Annotated in this window: 16 protein-coding genes and 1 pseudogene; 5 read left to right on the top strand and 12 right to left on the bottom strand. The window is 72.5% G+C overall.

Features of this window, described 5'->3' with window-relative positions; all coding sequences use genetic code 11:
• Positions 1 to 4: 4 nt before the first annotated feature.
• Together OHA72_RS29470 and OHA72_RS29465 are read right to left on the bottom strand one after the other, a co-directional pair.
• Positions 5 to 298 (bottom strand): DUF4193 domain-containing protein, encoded by a 294-nt coding sequence (locus tag OHA72_RS29470; protein ID WP_327011695.1) that lies wholly within the window; start codon positions 296 to 298, stop codon positions 5 to 7.
• Between the two features lie 147 nt (positions 299 to 445).
• Positions 446 to 1,372, bottom strand: a complete 927-nt coding sequence (locus OHA72_RS29465) for an NAD(P)/FAD-dependent oxidoreductase (protein ID WP_327011035.1) — start codon at positions 1,370 to 1,372, stop codon at positions 446 to 448.
• Positions 1,373 to 1,389: 17 nt separating this feature from the next.
• Here OHA72_RS29465 and OHA72_RS29460 point away from each other — a divergent pair, with 17 nt between their 5' ends.
• On the top strand, positions 1,390 to 3,834 hold the full coding sequence (locus OHA72_RS29460; RefSeq protein WP_327011034.1) for a GcvT family protein: 2,445 nt from the start codon (positions 1,390 to 1,392) through the stop codon (positions 3,832 to 3,834).
• 7 nt (positions 3,835 to 3,841) lie between these two features.
• Here the strand turns inward: OHA72_RS29460 and OHA72_RS29455 are convergent, their stop codons facing one another.
• Positions 3,842 to 5,614, bottom strand: a complete 1,773-nt coding sequence (locus OHA72_RS29455) for a VanW family protein (protein ID WP_327011033.1) — start codon at positions 5,612 to 5,614, stop codon at positions 3,842 to 3,844.
• Between the two features lie 185 nt (positions 5,615 to 5,799).
• On the opposite strand from OHA72_RS29455, the gene OHA72_RS29450 reads away from it, so the two are divergent.
• On the top strand, positions 5,800 to 6,603 hold the full coding sequence (locus OHA72_RS29450; protein WP_327011032.1) for an ATP-grasp domain-containing protein: 804 nt from the start codon (positions 5,800 to 5,802) through the stop codon (positions 6,601 to 6,603).
• A gap of 67 nt (positions 6,604 to 6,670) precedes the next feature.
• On the opposite strand, the gene OHA72_RS29445 is transcribed toward OHA72_RS29450, so the two are convergent.
• A complete protein-coding gene (locus tag OHA72_RS29445) occupies positions 6,671 to 8,107 on the bottom strand; it encodes a hypothetical protein (protein ID WP_327011031.1) in 1,437 nt (478 codons plus the stop codon).
• Positions 8,104 to 8,613 (bottom strand): SigE family RNA polymerase sigma factor, encoded by a 510-nt coding sequence (locus tag OHA72_RS29440; protein ID WP_327011030.1) that lies wholly within the window; start codon positions 8,611 to 8,613, stop codon positions 8,104 to 8,106. Before OHA72_RS29440 ends, OHA72_RS29445 begins: the two co-directional genes overlap by 4 nt.
• Before the next feature lie 97 nt (positions 8,614 to 8,710).
• On the opposite strand from OHA72_RS29440, the gene OHA72_RS29435 reads away from it, so the two are divergent.
• The gene (locus tag OHA72_RS29435) at positions 8,711 to 9,250 is read left to right on the top strand and encodes an adenine phosphoribosyltransferase (RefSeq protein WP_327011029.1); all 540 of its coding nucleotides are present in this window, start codon (positions 8,711 to 8,713) and stop codon (positions 9,248 to 9,250) included.
• Positions 9,251 to 9,281: 31 nt separating this feature from the next.
• Complete coding sequence (locus OHA72_RS29430) at positions 9,282 to 9,965, top strand: nucleotidyltransferase domain-containing protein (protein ID WP_327011028.1); 684 nt, start codon at positions 9,282 to 9,284, stop codon at positions 9,963 to 9,965.
• 10 nt (positions 9,966 to 9,975) lie between these two features.
• Here the strand turns inward: OHA72_RS29430 and OHA72_RS29425 are convergent, their stop codons facing one another.
• Positions 9,976 to 10,914 carry a GlxA family transcriptional regulator gene (locus OHA72_RS29425; RefSeq protein ID WP_327011027.1) on the bottom strand — a complete coding sequence of 313 codons (939 nt, stop codon included), beginning with the start codon at positions 10,912 to 10,914 and terminating at the stop codon, positions 9,976 to 9,978.
• Positions 10,915 to 11,000: 86 nt separating this feature from the next.
• On the opposite strand from OHA72_RS29425, the gene OHA72_RS29420 reads away from it, so the two are divergent.
• Entirely contained in the window at positions 11,001 to 12,236 is a 1,236-nt protein-coding gene (locus OHA72_RS29420) for an MFS transporter (RefSeq protein ID WP_327011026.1), read from the top strand.
• Between the two features lie 541 nt (positions 12,237 to 12,777).
• Here OHA72_RS29420 and OHA72_RS29415 read toward each other — a convergent pair.
• From OHA72_RS29415 to OHA72_RS29390, 6 genes and pseudogenes are all read right to left on the bottom strand, one after another.
• Positions 12,778 to 13,776, bottom strand: coding sequence for a terpene synthase family protein (locus OHA72_RS29415; protein WP_327011694.1), 999 nt, complete (start codon positions 13,774 to 13,776; stop codon positions 12,778 to 12,780).
• Between the two features lie 11 nt (positions 13,777 to 13,787).
• Positions 13,788 to 14,201 (bottom strand): polyprenyl synthetase family protein, encoded by a 414-nt coding sequence (locus OHA72_RS29410; protein ID WP_327011693.1) that lies wholly within the window; start codon positions 14,199 to 14,201, stop codon positions 13,788 to 13,790.
• Between the two features lie 64 nt (positions 14,202 to 14,265).
• Positions 14,266 to 14,718 (bottom strand): annotated as a pseudogene (locus OHA72_RS29405) (polyprenyl synthetase family protein); the annotation flags it as partial.
• A gap of 131 nt (positions 14,719 to 14,849) precedes the next feature.
• The gene (locus OHA72_RS29400; protein WP_327011025.1) at positions 14,850 to 16,244 is read right to left on the bottom strand and encodes a family 2B encapsulin nanocompartment shell protein; all 1,395 of its coding nucleotides are present in this window, start codon (positions 16,242 to 16,244) and stop codon (positions 14,850 to 14,852) included.
• Entirely contained in the window at positions 16,234 to 17,673 is a 1,440-nt protein-coding gene (locus tag OHA72_RS29395) for a family 2B encapsulin nanocompartment shell protein (protein ID WP_327011024.1), read from the bottom strand. The genes OHA72_RS29400 and OHA72_RS29395 overlap by 11 nt, the downstream gene beginning before the upstream one ends.
• A gap of 261 nt (positions 17,674 to 17,934) precedes the next feature.
• Complete coding sequence (locus tag OHA72_RS29390) at positions 17,935 to 18,552, bottom strand: L-threonylcarbamoyladenylate synthase (protein WP_327011023.1); 618 nt, start codon at positions 18,550 to 18,552, stop codon at positions 17,935 to 17,937.
• Positions 18,553 to 18,613: the final 61 nt, after the last annotated feature.

The raw sequence follows: 18,613 nt of genomic DNA, 5'->3' as shown, positions 1-18,613 counted from the left end.
CGGGTCAGTCGCACTCGCGGCAGACCGGAGCGCCGTTCTTCTCGCGGGAGAGCTGGCTGCGGTGGTGCACGAGGAAGCAGCTGGAGCAACGGAACTCGTCCAGCCGCATCGGGACGACCGGAACGGTCAGCTCCTCGTCGGGAAGCTCCGCCCCAGGCAGCTCGAAACCGGCCTCGCTGTCGTCGACGTCAACGGACGGCGACTGGGCGTTGGCCCGCCTGGCGGTGAGCTCTTCGAGGCTGTCCTCGGCGAGATCGGTGCCGACGGGGTGGCGTGGCGCGTCGTAGTCGGTGCTGATGGCCATGGCGTTCACCCTCTCTTGGTGACTGTGGTTGTGTAACGAACGCCGCCGGCCTCGGATGTGTTCCCCGACCGACATGAATGAATACCGCCGGGACCGAATCGGTCCACTGTGGACATATCAACAGCGTTGGCGCCCACGAGGCTACCTCGCCCGGCTGGCCGTTCGTGGAGTTTTGGGATTCTGGTTTCCGACTATGGCGGCGGCAACCGCGCGGCCGGACAGCCAGGCCGCCTCCACCCTTGGCCGACCGAATCCGTCGCCGGCCAGATACACGCCCTCCACCTGCGCAAACGCGGAATCGGAGGGCTGGGTGGGGCGGGCTGCAGGCCAGCGCCTCGCGGCCACGGTGACCGCGGCTTCGGGCAGGTCCAGCAGTTCCCTCACGGCGGCCTCAACGTCGGCGGCGGCCGATTCGATGGCAAACCGGGGTGTGGTGTGCGCCACCAGGACCGCAGCACCGTCGCCGCGGCGCGACCCGTCGTCGCACACCGTGGTGAGAACGGGGTGATCGTTGACGAATGCGCCGGTCAGCGGCTTCCAGCAGCGGCGGCGGTAGCGCAGCGCGACGGCCAGGGACGGCTGCCAGTCCTGGGCGGCGGCGAGGTCCGCCGCGGCCGGCAGCAGCACGGCGGCCTGCGGGGCGGGCATCGCCAGGACGACCGTCCCATCCAGAACTGTCAGGTCTTTGACAGCTACCCCACAGGTGACGTCAAGGCCCTCCGCGAGATCCACGGCCAGGGACGCCAGACCGCCGGAGGCGGCCCACCGCACCGGAGGATCCGCTGCGGGAGGGTGCGGGCTCTCGCCGTACACCTCGAAGGGCGAACCGGCCCACGGATGTGCCAGGCCGGCACGCTGCCACCCGTCGACGACGGCCGCGAACCCGGGATCCGAGACGGTGAAGTAGGCGGCGCCGAGGTCGACCGGCCGGCCGTCCAGGACGTCGCCGCCGAGCCGCCCACCGGGGGCCGCGGCCCGCTCCAGGACGCTGACCGGCACGCCGGCGTCGTGCAGCGCCCGGGCGCAGGCCAGCCCGGCCATGCCCGCACCGATCACGACGACCGTCATCCGAATAGTCTCTCAGGATGGAAATTCCACAGCGGGCCCGCGTCGTGGTGATCGGCGGTGGGGTGATCGGCACGTCCGTCGCTTACCACCTGGCGAAGCAGGGCGTCACCGACGTGCTGCTGCTGGAGCGGGACCGGCTCACCGCCGGGACCACCTGGCACGCGGCCGGGCTGATGGTGACGTTCGGGTCGCTGTCGGAGACGTCCACGCGGATGCGGCAGTACACCCGCGACCTGTACGCGTCGCTCGAGGCGGAGACCGGCCTGTCCACCGGGCTGCGGCAGTGCGGGTTCATCGAGGTCGCCGCCGACCTCGGCCGCCTGGAGGAGTACCGGCGGGTGGCCGCGTTCAACCGGCACCTCGGCGTCGACGTGCACGAGATCTCCCCGAAGGAGGTCCTCGACCTGTTCCCCCTCGCTCGGGTCGACGACGTCCTCGCCGGGTTCTACGTCGCCGAGGACGGCCGGGCCAACCCGGTCGACGTGACCATGTCCCTGGCGAAGGGCGCCCGGCAGCGCGGCGTGCGGATCCTGGAGGGCGTCGCGGTGACCGGGGTGCTCCGCAAGGGCGGCACGGTGACCGGGGTGCGGACCCCGTTCGGCGACGTCGAGGCGGAGACGGTGGTCAACTGCGCCGGGATGTGGGCGCGGCAGCTCGGCGAGGAGGCCGGCGTCAGCATCCCGCTGCAGGCCGCCGAGCACTACTACCTGATCACCGAGCCGATCGACGGGGTGCACGCCGGCCTGCCGGTGCTGGAGGACCCGGGCTCCTACGGGTACTTCCGCGAGGAGGGCGGCGGCCTCATGATCGGCCTGTTCGAGGGGCAGGCGGCGCCGTGGTCGGTGCAGCGGGTGCCGGAGGACTTCTCGTTCGGCACGCTGCCACCGGACTGGGACCGGATGGCGCCCTACCTGGAGGCGGCGATGGGCCGCATCCCCGTCACCGCGACCGCCGGCGTGCGGACGTTCTTCTGCGGGCCGGAGAGCTTCACCCCCGACCTCGCACCGATCTTCGGGGAGTCCCCGGAGCTGCGCGGGTACTTCGTCGCCGCCGGGCTCAACTCGATCGGCATCCTCACCGGCGGCGGGATCGGCCGGGCCCTGGCGCACTGGATCGCCGACGGGGAGCCGGATGTCGATGTGACCGGGATGCACATCGACCGGCTGCAGCCGTACCAGCGCAACCTGCGCTACCGCTCGGAGCGCACCGTCGAGGCGCTCGGCATGGTCTACCAGACCCACTACCCGCACCGGGCGATGCGGTCCGCGCGGGGCGCCCGCCGCTCGCCGCTGCATGAGCGGCTCGCCGCGCTGAAGCCGCACCTGCGCGACGTGTCCGGGTGGGAGATGCCCGACGTCTACGAGTTCCCGGGGGAGCCGGAGGCGTCGTGGTCCCGGCCGGAGTGGTTCCCGCAGTGGGAGTCCGAGCACCGTGCCGTGCGCGAGGGCGTCGCGGTCATGGACATGTCGTTCATGGCCAAGTTCCTCGTCCAGGGCCGCGACGCGGGTGCGGTGCTGGAGCGGCTGTCGGCGAACCGGGTCTCCGGCGGCCTGGTCACCTACACGCAGTGGCTCAACGAGCGCGGCACCATCGAGGCGGACCTGACCGTCACCGAGCTGGCCGAGGACCGCTTCTGGGTGGTGGCCTCCGACACCGCGCACCGGCACGTCCTGGCCCGGCTGCAGCGGCACACCGCCGGGCACCACGCGTTCGTCACCGACGTCACCTCGGCCTGGGCGCAGCTCAACGTGCAGGGCCCGCTGTCGCGTGAGCTGCTGGCCGCCGTGAGCGACTCCGACGTGACGATGCCGTTCCGCGGCGCCCGGGAGATCGAGATCGGCTACGCGCGGGTGCTGTGCCTACGCATCACGTACGTCGGCGAGCTGGGCTACGAGCTCTACGTGCCGGCCGAGCAGGCGGTGCACGTCTACGACCGCCTGGCCGCCGCCGGTGCCGCGGTCGGGCTGCGGCACGCCGGGCTGAAGGCCCTCGCCAGCCTGCGGCTGGAGAAGGGGTACCGCGACTACGGCCACGACATCGACAACACCGACGACCCGCTGTCGGCCGGGCTGGGGTTCGCGGTCGCGTTCGACAAGGCGTCGTTCATCGGCCGCGACGCGGTCCTGGCCCTGCGCGACGCGGGGCCCCCGACCAAGCGCCTGGTGCAGATCCTGGTCACGGACCCGTCGGCGCTGCTGTTCCACGGTGAGGTCGTCCGCCGCGACGGCCGCGACGTCGGCTACGTCCGCGCCGCGTCCTACGGCCACACCCTCGGCGGCGCGGTCGGCCTGGCGTTCCTGGACACGGGCACAGACACGGGCACAGACGCGGGCACAGACGTGCTCGACCAGGGCTGGCTGGACGCCGGCGCACTGTCGGTGATCGTCGCGGATCGCGAATACCCGGTCAGGGCGTCGCTGCGGCCGTTGTACGACCCGGCGAGCGCCCGGGTCCGCGTCTGACAGACAGCTACCCGACGGCGCCGCCTGCTGGGGCGGTCGGGGCGGCGCCGCAGATGAAGCGGGGCTCTGGGTCGTAGCGCCACGCGAAACGCTCGCGGCGGATCTCCTTGCCGTCCTGCTTGAAGACGCGGAACGCCTCCTGGGTGAAGCCGGGCAGGCCGTCGGTCGGGTTGCAGTCCGGTTCGCGCAGGTACGTGGTCGCGGGCTGGACGGTCTTCGTGCGGGGGCCGTACTCGGCGGTGACGTCCCAGCGTTTCGTGCCGTACAGGGTGACCGTGATCGACGTGTCGGTGGTGGCGGTGTCGATGAGGACCCCCGTCGGGGAGTCGTTGCGGAAGCGAAGGTCCAGCGACGGGAACACGACGGTCGCCTCGATGACCGAGGGGTAGCGGTCGAACCAGTAGGTGTGCGGGCGGTGCTCGACGTCCTGGAGGCCGGCGTAGAAGACGGCGTTGAACAGTGTGGTGGCGACCTGGGACACACCGCCGCCGGGCGAGTTCTTGATCTTTCCGTCCTCGATGCCGGGGGCGTCGACGTAGCCCTTGGCGTGGGTGCGCTGCCCGACGTGGCCGTTGAGGGAGAACGTCTGGTCCGGCAGGACGACGGCGCCGCGCAGGGCCTCCGCCATCGTGCGGATGTTGACGACGCGGGGCTGGCCGGCGACGAACTTCGTGGTGAAGGTGGACAGCTTCTCGCGGATGCCGAGCGCGCCGAGCTGCGTCGCGGACACGGTGGCCGGCTTGGCGGTGAGGCCGACGTCGACGCGGCGCGGGGTGGCCGAGGTCCGCAGCGCGGCCAGGATCGCCGGGGTGGCCGCCACCAGGTCGGCCTGCTGGCCGTCGACCTGGGGCTTGACGACCGGGCGGTCCTGCTCGACGGTGAACGTCGCGTCGGTCGCGGCGACCTCCACCTTCGCCAGGGACGGCACCGCCTTGCGCAGGGCGGCGGCGTCCAGCGCCGGCTGGACGAGACCGTCGGCGTCGGACTCCAGTTTCAGCGCCGCCGCGATGGCGGTGGCGGGGACGGTGACCTCGCCGCGGGGCGTGACGAGGACCAGGGGCGCGGCGACGGCCGGGGCCGCGAGCTCGGTCAGGAGACGGTCGACGTCGGCCTTGGTGCTGCGCGGCACCAGGTCCACGACGGGGAAGTCGACGGTGCCACGGCGCAGCCAGCCCGACTCCATGATCGCGCCGACCTTGCGGCGGTCGATGCCGCGGCCGCTGACCGGGTACACGGCGACCGGGCGAGAACCGTCGAAACGGATGGCGGGCAGGACGGGCGCGTCGCCCTGGGCGCCGAGGTGGGTCATCAGCGCCTCGTACAGGCGTGCCGCGTCGGCGTGGACGACGGGTTCGACGGTGATCCCGCCGTGCAGCCACGCGAACGGCCCCGGCGTGGCGGCGCTCGCCCGGTCGACGGTCGCCTCGACGTCCAGGACGAGACCGGCGGCGGCCGGGTCGACGGCGGCGCCGGCCGTGCCCACGCGCACCGGGACCGCAGCGGTGATCCGCTCCCGCAAGGTGTCGCGCAGCAGCCGCACGGCGTCGGCGCGGGAGTGCCCGCCGAGGTCGACGCCGAGGACGTGCACGCCACGGTCGACGTCCTTCGCGTACGTGCTGACCGCCGTCACCAGGGGCACCACGACCACCAGGGTCAGGGTCGCGGTCAGCCGTCGCCGGCGGCGGGCCCGGGCGCGCCGCACGATGGGCGGCACGACGGGACGCTCCTGCGGCGCGGTGGGAGCCAACCGGCGCAGCCGGGACAGCAGGTCCGTTGCCATACAACAAACTATGCCCGATTTGTACCGTCTGTCTGGCTCGATCGGCCCCGATGTCCCCCAACGTGTCACTGTGATGGCGGCGAGTGCAGCGGTTATGCCGTTCTGGACCCTGACCAGCCACCGGAAGCGACACTGATGGTGCTCGCTGGCAGGATGTACGGGTGCGGCAGTTCCGGATGTTGGCCATGCGTGTGCGCTCGCCCGAGGCGAGCGCCGCCCTGACGCATGCCGCCCGCCGCATCGACCTGCCCGTCGCCCAGCTCCCGGGCGACCCGGCCGAGGTCACCGGCCTGCGCTCCGCCGACGGCGTCGCCTGGCGCGCGGCCGGCGGCTACCTGACCACCCTCATCGCCGGCGGCGTCGACATCCGCCTGCACGGCGCCAGCCCCAGCTGGTTCGCCGGGCTCCCCCGCGACGTCACCGGCCGCGACATCCGCCTCGTCACCGTCGGCGAGGCCCCGGACCTCGTCGGCCCCCGCCCCGCGGTGGCGAAGCTCGCCGACGAGAAGCACCCGGCGTTCTCCGCCGCCTGGGTTCGCAACGCCGACGACCTGCGCAACCGCCTGCGCACCGCCCGCCTGCCCGCCGACAGCACGCTGATCATCATGGATCACTGGCTGGACCTCGCCTCGGAGTACCGCGTCTTCACCATCGGCCGCGAGCCGGTCGCGTGGTCGCCGTATGTCGTGGAGGGGGAGGAGTGGAGCCCGACGCTGCGCCACCACCGCGCGTCCTGGCACGACGAGGCGGCCACGTTCGTCGCGCTGATGCTCGCCGACCTGCCGGCCGAGGACGTCCCGCCGACCGCGGTCATCGACGTCGGCCGCACCGAGTCCGGCGACTTCGCCGTGCTGGAGGTCAACAACGTGTGGAGCTCCGGCCTGTACAGCTGCGACCCCGACGGCGTCCTGCGCGCCGTCCTCGCCGCCAACGACACCGACTGCGCCCCCCGCTGGCGCTGGCAACCCGCCCCCGCCCTGGGCTTCTGACCGCGCCCGCCCGACCGCACCCGGATGGCCCCGGCACGTCCGCGCGCCGGGGCCACCCTGCCACGACCTACCAGCGCCGCACGAGTGCCTGGCCGAACACCAGGCCGTCGCCGTCGGGTTCGGCCACCTGCAGCTGCGCGAGCGTCCTGCCGCCGGCGTCGGCCGCCCGCAGCGTCAGGACCGCCGGTACCTTCGCGGTGATCACGGCCACGCCGTCCACGAGGGGTACCGCCGGCGTGCCGCTGCCGGTGACGTGCAGCGTGGTGGCGCCCGCCGGAGCGATCACCAGCAGACGGTCCGACAGCAGGAACGGGTCGGCGGGGTCCGGCAGCCGCACCACCACCAGGTCGGCCGAGGCAGCAACCGCCGTGGTGACGCCGGCCCGGGGCGCGGGCGCCGGCAGCGGCGCACCGCCGCTGTAGTCGAGCGGCCCGCGCGCCACCACCGAGCTGAGCACGGGGTGCTCGTCCGTGCCGGTGAGCGCGCAGACCTGCACCCCGCCGCCCGGCGCCTCGCCGACGACGACGACCGTCGGCTCGGTGCCGCCCGGCGGGATCCCGCCCCAGAGCGCCCGGTGCCTGCTGACCGGCAGCCCGGGCAACGACCGCCACTGCGCCAGCGCCTGCGTCACGAGGGCCGGCTCGGCCTGACCACGTTCGGTCACCGCCGGGCCTGACAACGTCGCGGGTGTCGCCAGGTCCGACGATCCCGCTTCGACGTCGCGCACGACACCGGCACAGGTGAACCGCCACCACATGTTGAGGTCACTGCCGGCGCGCACGACGTGGTCGCCCTGGTCGACCCAGGTGCGCGCGACCGTGCCCGCCGGCTCGAACCGCGCCTCCCGTGAGGTGGCGATCTGGCAGCCGGCCGGCGCCACCGCCATCACGTACCCGTACGCGGGCTTGCCGGTGAGCTGGGCGCCCCCGGCGGAAACGGAGAACGGTCGCAGCGCCCCGGTGCCGCCGCCGAACTCCCCGCCGGCGAGGTCGGCCACCGAACTTCCGGCCGGGCCGCCCGAGCTCACGGACACCGCATGGGTGTCGTTGTAGTAGGACATCACGAACATCCGCGCCCCGCCGACATCGGCCAGGATCAGCACCTTCACCCGGTCCAGCGCCGGGTCCACGCTCCAGCGCTGCTGCTTGCCGGTCAGCTGCCCGGTGAGGTCGGCGACCAGTGCGGTGTCGCCCGCGAGGTTGCCGCGGGTCGGACCGGCCAGCAGCTGACGGGTCCACTGCGAGGTGATCTCCGACTGGAACAGGGGTCTCGCCGGACCGACCGGCGGCGTGGTCGGGTACACGTCCGGCGCGGGCCCCCCGGCGGTCGTGAGCGCCCCGCCCGTCAGCGCCACCGCCACGACGGTGGCCAGCGCGCCCGTCCAGCGCAGCCGCAGGCGACGGCGGCGGCGGGCCAGCAGGCGACGCATCGGATCCGGCTCGGGCCGCATGACATCCGCCGAGCGGATCAACTCCGCCCTCAGCCGGTCTTCTACCTCCATCACTGCCCACTCCTTCGCACCTTGGGGGTTTCGAGGGTCTCCGCCGGCTCGCTCAGCAACGCCCGCAGCCGTGCCACGCCCCGCGACGCCTGGCTCTTCACCGAGCCGACCGAGCACCCCAGCACGCCGACGGTCTCCGCCTCGGACAGGTCGTCGAAGTAGCGCAGCACCAGCACCGCCCGCATCTGCTTCGGCAGCCGGGCCAGCTCGGCCACGAGGGTGGTCCGGTCGGCCAGCCCACCGGTCGGATCGGACGCCACCGTGTCCGGCGGCCGGGCGCTGAGCAGCTCCCGCTGCAGCCTGCGCCACAGGCTGATCCGCTGGTTGACCATGGCCCGCCGCAGGTACGCCATCGGATCATCGACCTCCTCCCACCGTGCCATGACCTTCAACAGGCACGACTGCACCAGGTCCTCGGCGGCGTGCGGCGAACCCGTCAGCAGGTAGGCGGTGCGCGCCAGCTCGGCGTAGCGCACCGCCACGAATTGCGCGAAGCCCTCGATCTCCACACCAGCGCCTCTCCTCGTGACCTGTCACCGCACTGACGCGCCACCCCTGGCGGAGGTTGAAAGCGACTTGCGGCGGCCCGCTGTTACCGTCGGCGGCGTGGTGGATCTCGCGGGGCGGCTGAAGGTCGGGTTCCACTGGCGGGGTGGGCCGGATGTGGCGTACGCGGACGTCACCGAGTGGTGGCGGGACCCGGTGGTGCTGCGGGACCTGCCGGCGGCGCTCGCGGCCCTCGTGCCGGGCACGCCGACGCTGGTCGCGGGGCCGGTGTCGCGGGGCAGTCTCGTCGGGGCCCTCGTCGCGGCGCATCTGGGGGTCGGGTTCGTCGAGGTGCGCAAGAACGATCGGGTCGCGCTCGGGTCGGACCCGGCGTTCGTGCGCAGGGCGCTGCCCGGTTCGTACCATGGCGGCGGCGGCATCATGAGCTTCCGTCGTGGGCTCGTCCGGCCCGGCGACCGGGTGGTGTGCGTCGACGACTGGATCGAGAGCGGCACCCAGGCCGGCGCGGCGCGCGAGATGGTCCTCGAGCTCGGCGCGCAGTTTCTCGGCACCGCGTGCATCGTGGACGACATGGACGACGGCGACCCGCTACGGGAGCTGCTGGGTGTGCGGGCCCTGCTGCGGGCGGGCGAGTTGTAAAACCCGGTGACAGGTCGGCGACACTGGGACCATGACGCCGGACAACGTGCTGCTCGCCGGGATCGTCGGTTCGACCGCCTACGGGCTGGCCGGTCCCGGCTCCGACATCGACCGCCTCGGGGTGTTCGCCGCGCCGACCGTGGCGTTCCACGGGCTGCGGCAGCCGACCGAGTCGGTGGTCTCCTCGCACCCGGACGTCACGTTCCATGAGGCGCGCAAGTACTGCGCGCTCGCGCTCGGCGGCAACCCGACGGTGTCGGAGCTGATGTGGCTGCCCGAGGAGCTGTATGAGACCCGCACGCCGCTGGGCGAGGAACTGATCGGGATCCGTTCGGCGTTCCTGTCGGCGAAGCGCATCCGCGACGCGTACCTCGGCTATGCCACGCAGCAGTTCCGCAAGCTGGAGTCGCGCGGCGACGGCTCGTTCTCCTCCGAGACCCGGCACCGCACCGCGAAGCACGCCCGGCACCTGCTGCGGCTGTGCTGGCAGGGGTACACCGCCTACACCACCGGCACGATCCGCATCCGGCTCGACGACCCGCAGCGGTTCCTCGACTTCGGCGAGCAGGTCGCCGGCGGTGACATCGAGGCCGCGCGCGGCATGCTCGCCCACTACGAGGAGGCGTTCGACGCCACCGAGGGCGTGCTGCCGGCCGAGCCGGCCGAGCGGGTCGCCGAGGACTGGCTGCTGCGGGTCCGGGCCGCGTTCCTGTAAGGCGCCCGCGTCACCGGAACGAGCGGCGGTAGGCGGCCGGGGTGGTGTTGACGGCGTTGCGGAAGCGGCGGCGGAGGTTGACCGCGGAGGACAGCCCGACCCGCTCGGCGATCGTCTCCACCGGCAGGTCCGTCTCCTCCAGCAGCGCCCGGGTGCTCGCGATGCGGCGGTCGAGCAGCCAGCGACCGGGAGAGATGCCGAGCTGCTCCTGGAAGTGGCGGTTGAGGGTGCGCGGTGACATCCCCGACCGGTTCGCCAGGTCCGTGAGGGTGAGCGGCCGGCCGAGGTTGGCGGCGATCCAGTCCAGCAGCGGGGCGAGCGAGTCGGGGACGGGACCGGCCGTCGGCAGCGCCGGATACTGCCGCTGGCAGCCCTCCCGGTGCGGCGCCGCCGCCAGCTGCCGCCCGATGCGCATCGCCAGGGCCGCGCCGTGCTCCCGGCGGACCTGGTGCAGGCACAGGTCGATCGTGGTGGCCGTGGCGCCGGCGGTCGCGACGTCGCCGTGGTCGACATACAGCACGGTCGCGTCGGCGCGGACCTTCGGGTAGTGCCGGCTCAGCTCGCCGGTCGCCTCCCAGTGCGCGGCGGCCGTGCGCCCGTCCAGCAGGCCGAGCCGGGCCGGCACGTGGATGCCGGAGCAGACCGCCACGATCCGGGCGCCGCGGGCGTGCGCGGCCAGCACCGCGTCGCTGAGCTCGGCGGACAGGTCCGGGCCGGGGCACCAGCCGGCGACGAGGATCGTGTCGGCGTCGGCGAGCGCCTCCAGGCCGGCCTCGACCACGATGTCGACGCCCATCGTGGTGCGCAGCGGCCCAGGCCGCTCGGCGCAGAGCCGGAAATCATAGTGCCGCGGGATGTCCGGCCCGTGGTCGCCGAAGACCGCTGAGGCGCAGGTCACCGGGTACATCTCCTGGACCGGGCCGAGCAGGGCGACGACACGGTTCGGCATGGCACGAATGTACCCAAGGATGTCGCCCGCGGCGCCTGTGCGTGGGCGGGGACACCACCAGAATCCTTGATCATGGAGTGCAACCGGTGACCGCGGTCATCGTCCAGCAGCCGGCCGGCGACGTCACGCCACGGCTGTGGACCAGGGATTTCTCGTTCTACTTCGCGGCCAGGGTGGTGTCGCTGCTGGGCGACGCGATGATGCCGGTGGCCGCGGCCCTCGCCGTCGGGGCGATCTACGGCGTCTCCGGCGTGGGGTACGTTCTTGCCGTCTGGACGGCACCGTTCGTGCTGTTCATCGTCTTCGGCGGCGTCTTCTCCGACCGGCTCGGCGCCCGGGCCATGATGATCGGCGCCGACGTGGTGCGGACCGTCACGCAGGGCGCGGTCGCCGTCGCCTTCTTCGCCGGGACCCCGCCGCTGTGGCTGCTGCTGGCCGCCTCCGCGCTCGCCGGCCTGGCGGCCGCGATGTTCCAGCCGGGCGTCAACGGCATGGTCCCGCTCGTGGCGAAGGACCCGCAGCGCGCCAACGGCACCCTCAAGATCGCCGACGCGGCGACGCAGCTCGGCGGCCCCGTCCTGGCCGGGCTGCTGATGACGCTGACCGGCGCCGGCCTGGTGTACGCCTTCGACGCCGCCACCTTCCTCCTCAGCGGCCTGTGCCTGACCCTGATCGCCCGGACCCCCGTGGTGCCCGGGACGACCAGCGTCCTGGCCGACCTGCGGCGCGGCTGGAGCGAGTTCCGGTCCCGCAGCTGGATGTGGTCGGTGATCGTCGTGTGGGTGTTCTTCGGGCTGTTCGTCTTCGGCCCCTACATCCCGCTCGGCTCCCGCCTCATCGGCGAACGCCTCGGCGACGCCGCCTACGGCTGGACCATGGCGGGTCTTGGCTGCGGTACCGTCCTCGGCGGGCTGGTCGCGATCCGCTTCCGCCCGGCCCGTCCCCTCGCCGCGGGCGGGATCGTGCTGATCGGCTTCGCCGCCATCCCCTTGTCCGTGGCCCTCGAACCGCCGCTCGGCGTGCTGGTCGCGGGGCACATCCTCGGCGGCTTCTCGTGGGCGTTCTGGTCGGTGATGTGGTCGACCAGCGTGCAGACCCTGGTGCCGCCGGAGGTGCTCAACCGGGTCACCGCGTACGAGGTGGCCGGCTCCGTGTCCGGCGTCGCGGTCGGTCAGGCCCTCGTCGGCCCGGTCGCGACCGTGGTCGCGCCGCGGGACCTGCTGCTGCTGTCCACGGCGGTCACCGTCGGGGTGTGCGCGGCGGTGCTGCTCATCCGCCCGGTCCGCCGCCTGCGCCGGGCGCCGGTTGCAGATGTGGCATGAGGGGGCGAGCGTGACGTCTGCAACCGGCGGGAGCTGACCGCCCCGACGTCCACAGACGGAGTTCTCTGCACGGCGCACGAGGCGATCACAGCGACGGCCGATCGGGGAGTCGAGCGTCGGACAGCTACGGTCGGGGTCATGCTTGCGCTCGTCGTCGCCGGCCACCCGCCGTACGTCGAACTTGCCGAGGTGCCCGACCCGGTGCCCCGTCCGGACCAGGCGCTCGTGCGGGTCCTGGCGTTCAGCCTGAACCGGGGCGAGGTGACTGACCTGCCCCGCCAACCGGTGGGCAGCAGCACCGGCTGGGACGTGGCCGGGGTCATTGAGCGGCCGGCGGTGGACGGCGGCCCGGCGGCCGGCACCCGGGTGGTCGGACTGACCCGCGGCGGGTGGGCGCGGCTGGCGGCCGTACCGGTGGATCGGTTGTCGCCGATCCCTGCCGGGCTCACGGATGCGCAGGCCGCCGCCTTGCCGACCGCCGGGCTGACCGCGCTGCGCTCACTCGAAATGGGCGGGCTGCTGCTCGGCCGGCGGGTACTGATCACCGGCGCGACCGGCGGAGTCGGGCGGATGGCCGTGCAGCTCGCCCACGCGGCCGGAGCCCGGGTGACCGCGCTCGTCCGCGACGCCACCGCGTCCGGGGGCGAGCTGCGCCGGATCGGCGCCGCGGCGAGGTCATCAGGTCCCGGACGATCTCGGCCGCCTGGGTGCGGGAGACGTCGAGGAAGTTCTCCACGACCAGGACGATGTTGTGCAGCTCGCCCTCGAACTCGATCTCCTTCTGGTACGAGTACAGGTCGTTGACGAAGCACGCGTAGTCGCTCGCGGCGGCCTCGAGGTTCTGCAGGGATCGGGTCGCGTAGACCTCCGGCGGGACCTGGCGGGCCTGTTTGAAGCGGGACGGGCTCATGGTGAGGTCGGAGCCGAACGTGCGGCGACGCATCTCGATGTAGTCGACGGGGTCGGCGATGCGCCGCTCGTGCTGGTTCTGCAGCTCCCACACCCAGCTGTCGAGCATGACGTCGACGGCGGCGCGGAACTCGGTGCGGTGCTGCGCCTCCATGGGTGCGGCGGTGCGCTGCCACAGGTCGGTGAGGCCCGCCTCCAGGGGGTTCGCCGGGTGGTCCACAGTGGACAGGTCCAGAGGCATGAACGACTTGAGCCGGGCGACCATGACGCGGGCGCCGGTGAGGTCGCGGGTCGGGCCGTACACCTGCGGGAACCAGTCGTCGGCGTAGGTGCCCCAGCTCAGCCACTGGGTGCCGAGGTCGAGTTCCTCGGCGGTCCCGTCCGGGTGCAGGGCGCCGGCGCAGACCGCGAAGTCGTAGCCGGCCAGCATCTGCTCGGTCCACACCGACGGCGCCTTGACGGCGGGGGTCGCGGGGCGGGGCACCGGCTCGAAGAAGCCCATGGCGCCGGCCTGTTTGCGCACGTACACCGGCCGGTCCGCGTCGGCGAGCATCCGCTCCACGACCTCGATCGCCCGCTCGACCCCCGCGCAGAACGACCTCGGCGCCGCGAGCAGCACGGTGCGTTCCACCGCCGTCACCGTCACCGGTCCCGTCGCGTGGCGAACCGGGCGAGCGCGGCCAGCTCCGCCTCGGCCCGCGGGTCGGCGGCGGCGGCGAGGGCGTCGAGGGCCCGGGTCAGCAGCTCGTCGGCCTGGGCCTGGCTCCACATCCGCGCGCCCGCCGCCTCGACGAGGACCGCGGCGCGGGCGACCTGCGCCTCCGGCAGCGCATCCCCGGCGCCGACGCCCGCGCCGGTGTAGAACGCGGCGAGCTCCAGGCCGGGCGGGGTGGCGGAGGTCAGGGCCGCGACCACCGGCAGGGACTTCTTGCGGCTGCGCAGGTCCGAGTGGACCGGTTTGCCGGTCATGGCCGGGTCGCCCCAGATGCCGAGCAGGTCGTCGGCGAACTGGAACGCCAGCCCCAGGTCCTCGCCGAACTGGGCGAGCCGCAGCACCTGCCCCCCCGCCGAGCAGGGCGCCGATCGCGCACGCCGAGCCCAGCAGCGCGCCGGTCTTCGCCTGCGCCATCGTCAGGCACTCCTCGACGCCGACGTCGGTGCGGCGCTCGAAGTCGAGGTCCGCGCTCTGCCCCTCCAGGAGCCGCTGCACCGCGGTGCCGAGCATGCCGGTCGCCCGGGTCGCCGCCGGGTGCCCGCTGCCCACGAGGGTGTCCATCGCCAGGGCGAGCAGCGCGTCCCCGGCGAGGATCGCGGCGCTGGTGCCGAACACGCTCCACGCCGTGGGCCGGTGCCGCCGGGTGGCGTCGCCGTCCATGACGTCGTCGTGCAGGAGCGAGAAGTTGTGCACCAGTTCGACGGCGACGGCGCCGGGCAGCGCGTCTCCCGCCGTACCCCCGACCGCCGAGGCCGCCAGCAGCACCAGGGCGGGCCGCAGCGTCTTGCCGGGGTCGGCGTCCACGGCGAGGCCGTGCTCGTCCCACCAGCCGAAGTGGTACCCCGCGATGTGCCGCATCGACGTCGGCAGCGTGTCGACGGCGGCGCGCAACGCCGGCGTGACCTGCTCGCGGCTGTCGGCGAGGACCACCGAGGACGACCGTGGCTGGCTGACAGGCGGGGTGACGACCTGTGCGGCGACCATCCCGGTCAGCCTCCGATCTCGACGTGTTCGAGGACGCCGAGCGCGTCGGGGACGAGCACGGCGGCGGAGTAGTACGTGCTGACCAGGTATGAGGTCACGGCGTGCTCGTCGATGCCCATGAACCGCACGTTGAGCCCCGGCTCGACCTCGTCGGGGATGCCGGTGCGCCGCAGCCCGATCACGCCCTGGTCGTCGGCGCCGGTGCGCAGGACCAGGATGGAGCTGGTCCCGTGCTCGCTGATCGGGATCTTGTCGCAGGGCAGCAGCGGTACGCCGCGCCACGACTGCACCTGGCGGCCTTCCGGCGCCCCGGGGACGGCGATCGTCGGCGCGTACAGGCCGCGGCGGCTGCATTCCCGGCCGAACGCGGCGATGGCCTTCGGGTGGGCGAGCAGCAGCCGCGACTTGCGGCGCCGCGACAGCAGCTCGTCGAGGTCGTCCGGGGTCGGCGGGCCGGTGCGGGTGGAGATGCGCTGCCGCAGGTCGGCGTTGTGCAGCAGCCCGAACTCGCGGTTGTTGATGAGCTCGCGCTCCTGCCGCTCGCGCAGCGCCTCGACGGTGAGCCGCAGCTGCTGCTCGAACTGGTTCATCGGCTGGTTGTAGAGGTCCGCGACGCGGGTGTGGATGCGCAGGATCGTCTGGGCGACGCTGAGCTCGTACTCCCGGGGCGTGGTCTCGTAGTCGACGTAGGTGCCGGGCAGGACCGGCTCACCGGTGTGCCCGGATGCCAGCTCGATCGCGGCCTCGCCGTGCTTGTTCTGCCTGTGCTCCGCTTTTTGGGCATTTTTCGCTATGTGAGCGCCGAGGGCGGACTGCTCGCGGAACCGGTCGATCTCCTGGCGGCGCAGCGCGAGCAGCGTCGTCGGGGTCGTCGTGCGGACCGTGAAGCCCCAGGTGTTCAGCGTCCCCTCGAAGACGCCGTCGCCGAAGAAGTCGCCGTCGGTGAGCACGCCCAGGAGGGTCTCGTCGCCGTACTCGCCGGCGCCGAGCTGCCGGACCTTGCCCCGCACCAGCAGGTACACCCGGTCGGCGGGCTGCCCCGCGGTCACGACCGTCTCGTCCGGGCCGAGCTCCAGCTGCTCGAACCGCTCGGCCATCTGGTGCAGCACCGAGTCGTCCGGGAACTCCCGCAGCGCCGGCAGCTCCCGCAGCTCCTGCGGGATGACCTTCACGTCGGCGCCGGTGCTGGTGAACGTGACCCGGCCGTCGCCCATGGTGTAGGTGAGGCGGCGGTTGACCCGGTAGGTGCCGCCCTCCGCCTCGACCCACGGCAGCATCCGCAGCAGCCAGCGGGGCGTGACGCCCTGCATCTGCGGGACGGATTTCGTGGTGGTCGCGATCGTCCTCGCGGCCCGGGTGCCGAGACTGCGCGGCTGTTCGGACTCCGTGTCAGTTCTCACGGCCGATTTCCACATTCTCGAGAATGCCCAGCGCGTCCGGAACCAGCACCGCGGCGGAATAGTAGGCGCTCACCAGATACGAAATGATGGCCTGTTCGCTGATGCCCATGAAACGCACGGAAAGGCCCGGCTCGTATTCGTCGGGAATGCCGGTCTGGTGCAGCCCGATGACACCCTGCTGCTGCTCGCCGACGCGCATCAACATGATGGACGTGGTCCGGGTGTCGCTCACCCCGATCTTATTGCTCGGGAAGATCGGCACGCCGCGCCACGCCGGGACCTGGTGCCCGCCGAAGTCGATGTTGCCGGGGTAGACGCCCCGCCGGCTGCACTCCCGGCCGAACGCGGCGATGGCCCGCGGGTGGGCGAGGAAGAACGTCGGCTCCTTCCACACCAGCGACAGCAGCTCGTCCATGTCGTCCGGGGTCGGCGGGCCAGTGCGGGTGTAGACCCGCTGGTCGTACGCGGCGTTGTGGAGCAGGCCGAAGTCCCGGTTGTTGACCAGCTCGTGCTCCTGCCGCTCGCGCAGCGCCTCGATGGTCAGCCGCAGCTGCTGCTCGACCTGGTCCATGGGCTTGTTGTAGAGGTCCGCGACGCGGGTGTGGACCCGCAGCACGGTCTGCGCGACGCTGAGCTCGTACTCCCGGGGCGAGGACTCGTCGTCGACGTAGGTGCCGGGCAGGACCGGCTCACCCTCGTGGCCGGACGCCATGTCGATCGCGGCCTCGCCGTGCTTGTTCTGCGGCTTCTGCGGCTGGTTCCGCATCCGGCGGATGTGCTCGCGCAGCGCGTCGGCCTGCCCGTTGAGCTGCTGCATCGCCTGCCACGACAGCGCGAGGACGGTGCAGCCGGTCAGTGCCTTGGCGGTGAACTCCCAGTTCGCGGCGCCGCCGGTGAGGATCTCCGAGCCGAAGTGGTCGCCGTCGGCGAGGACCCCGAGCACGGTCTCGTCGCCGTACTCACCCGCGCCGATCTTGTTGATCTTGCCGTGCGCGATGAGGAACACCCGGTCCGCCGGCTGCCCCTTGGTGACGATGACGTCGCCGGGCGAGAACTCCTCCTGCACGAACCGGTCGGCCAGGGCACGCAGCGCGGTGACGTCCTCGAACCCCCGCAGCGCCGGCAGCTCCGCCAGCTCCTGAGGGATGACCTGCACCTGCGAGCCGGTGGAGATGAACGAGACCCGCCCGTCGCCGACGGCGTAGCTCAGGCGGCGGTTCACCCGGTACGCGCCACCGCCTGCCTGCACCCACGGCAGCATCTTCAGCAGCCACCGCGAGGTGATCTCCTGCATCTGCGGGACCGACTTGGTGGTCGTGGCCAGGTTCCGGGCCGCGCCGGTGCTGAGGCTGAGCCGCCGCTGCTCCTCACCGTCGCCCGCCCCGCCATTGGCTTTCGCATTCGAACCGATGGATTCCAGCACGGTCATTTCATTGCTTCCAATCACGCATTTCGGCAGGTTGTTTTGGCACGGTTGAACCACCGCACGGGTCATCGGCGGTTCAAAAGAAAGGGATTGCCGTGCGAACGGTTCAAGTATGCCGCCGGACCTGGCCGATCGGGCGATAAACCAAAAATGGTCGGCCAGTTTTGCGCGATACCGCTAGCGCCGCCGATCGGCGCGTGCAGGACATTCCGCCGGCCGGCAACTGTCGGGTAAACGACACATCGCGGGGCCTTGATTCCCGGGCTACTCGAAGCGGGTGGGGTCTCCGGCGCCGACGCGCAGGATCTCGGGCTCCTCGCCGGACAGGTCCACGACGGTGGTGGGCTCGACGCCGCACTCGCCGTCGATCACGACGTCGACCTGGTTGTCGAGCTCTTCCTTGATCTCCCAGCCCTGCGTCAACGGCTCGTCCTGGCCGGGCAGCAGCAGCGTGCTGGACAGCAGCGGCTCGCCGAGCTCGGCGAGGAGGGCCTGGGTGACGGTGTGCTCCGGGATCCGCACGCCCACGGTGCGCTTCTTCGGGTGCAGCAGCCGCCGCGGCACCTCGGGGCTCGCCGGCAGGATGAACGTGTAGCTGCCCGGTGTCACCGCCTTGACGAGGCGGAACACCGAGTTGCTGATCTGCACGAACTGGCCCAGCTGCGCGAAGTCGCGGCACATCAGCGTGAAGTGGTGCCGGTCGTCCAGCTTCCGGATGTCGCGGATGCGCTCCAGGCCCGGCCGGCTGCCCAGCTGGCACCCCAGCGCGTAGCAGGAGTCCGTGGGGTAGGCGACCAGCCCGTCGTCCCGCAGCACGGTGACGATCTGCTGCAGCAGCCGGGGCTGCGGGTTGTCGGGGTGCACGTCGAGGAACCTGGCCACAGGCAGAGCGTACGCGCCCCGTACGCCGGCTGGACCACAGTCGATGGCCCGGCCCACCGTC

It is taken from the genome of Dactylosporangium sp. NBC_01737 (assembly GCF_035963215.1).
Taxonomy (GTDB): Bacteria; Actinomycetota; Actinomycetes; order Mycobacteriales; family Micromonosporaceae; genus Dactylosporangium.
Note: the sequence above shows the minus strand (reverse complement) of the source record. Positions and strands in the feature narration are given on the sequence as shown.

What these genes read in the sequence shown, in the direction of transcription:
- OHA72_RS29465 (WP_327011035.1), bottom strand. Translation starts at nt 1,372, where the DNA reads ATGACGGTCGTCGTGATCGGTGCGGGCATGGCCGGGCTGGCCTGCGCC.
- OHA72_RS29460 (WP_327011034.1), top strand. Translation starts at nt 1,390, where the DNA reads ATGGAAATTCCACAGCGGGCCCGCGTCGTGGTGATCGGCGGTGGGGTG.
- OHA72_RS29455 (WP_327011033.1), bottom strand. Translation starts at nt 5,614, where the DNA reads ATGGCAACGGACCTGCTGTCCCGGCTGCGCCGGTTGGCTCCCACCGCG.
- OHA72_RS29450 (WP_327011032.1), top strand. Translation starts at nt 5,800, where the DNA reads ATGCGTGTGCGCTCGCCCGAGGCGAGCGCCGCCCTGACGCATGCCGCC.
- OHA72_RS29430 (WP_327011028.1), top strand. Translation starts at nt 9,282, where the DNA reads ATGACGCCGGACAACGTGCTGCTCGCCGGGATCGTCGGTTCGACCGCC.
- OHA72_RS29425 (WP_327011027.1), bottom strand. Translation starts at nt 10,914, where the DNA reads ATGCCGAACCGTGTCGTCGCCCTGCTCGGCCCGGTCCAGGAGATGTAC.
- OHA72_RS29395 (WP_327011024.1), bottom strand. Translation starts at nt 17,673, where the DNA reads ATGACCGTGCTGGAATCCATCGGTTCGAATGCGAAAGCCAATGGCGGG.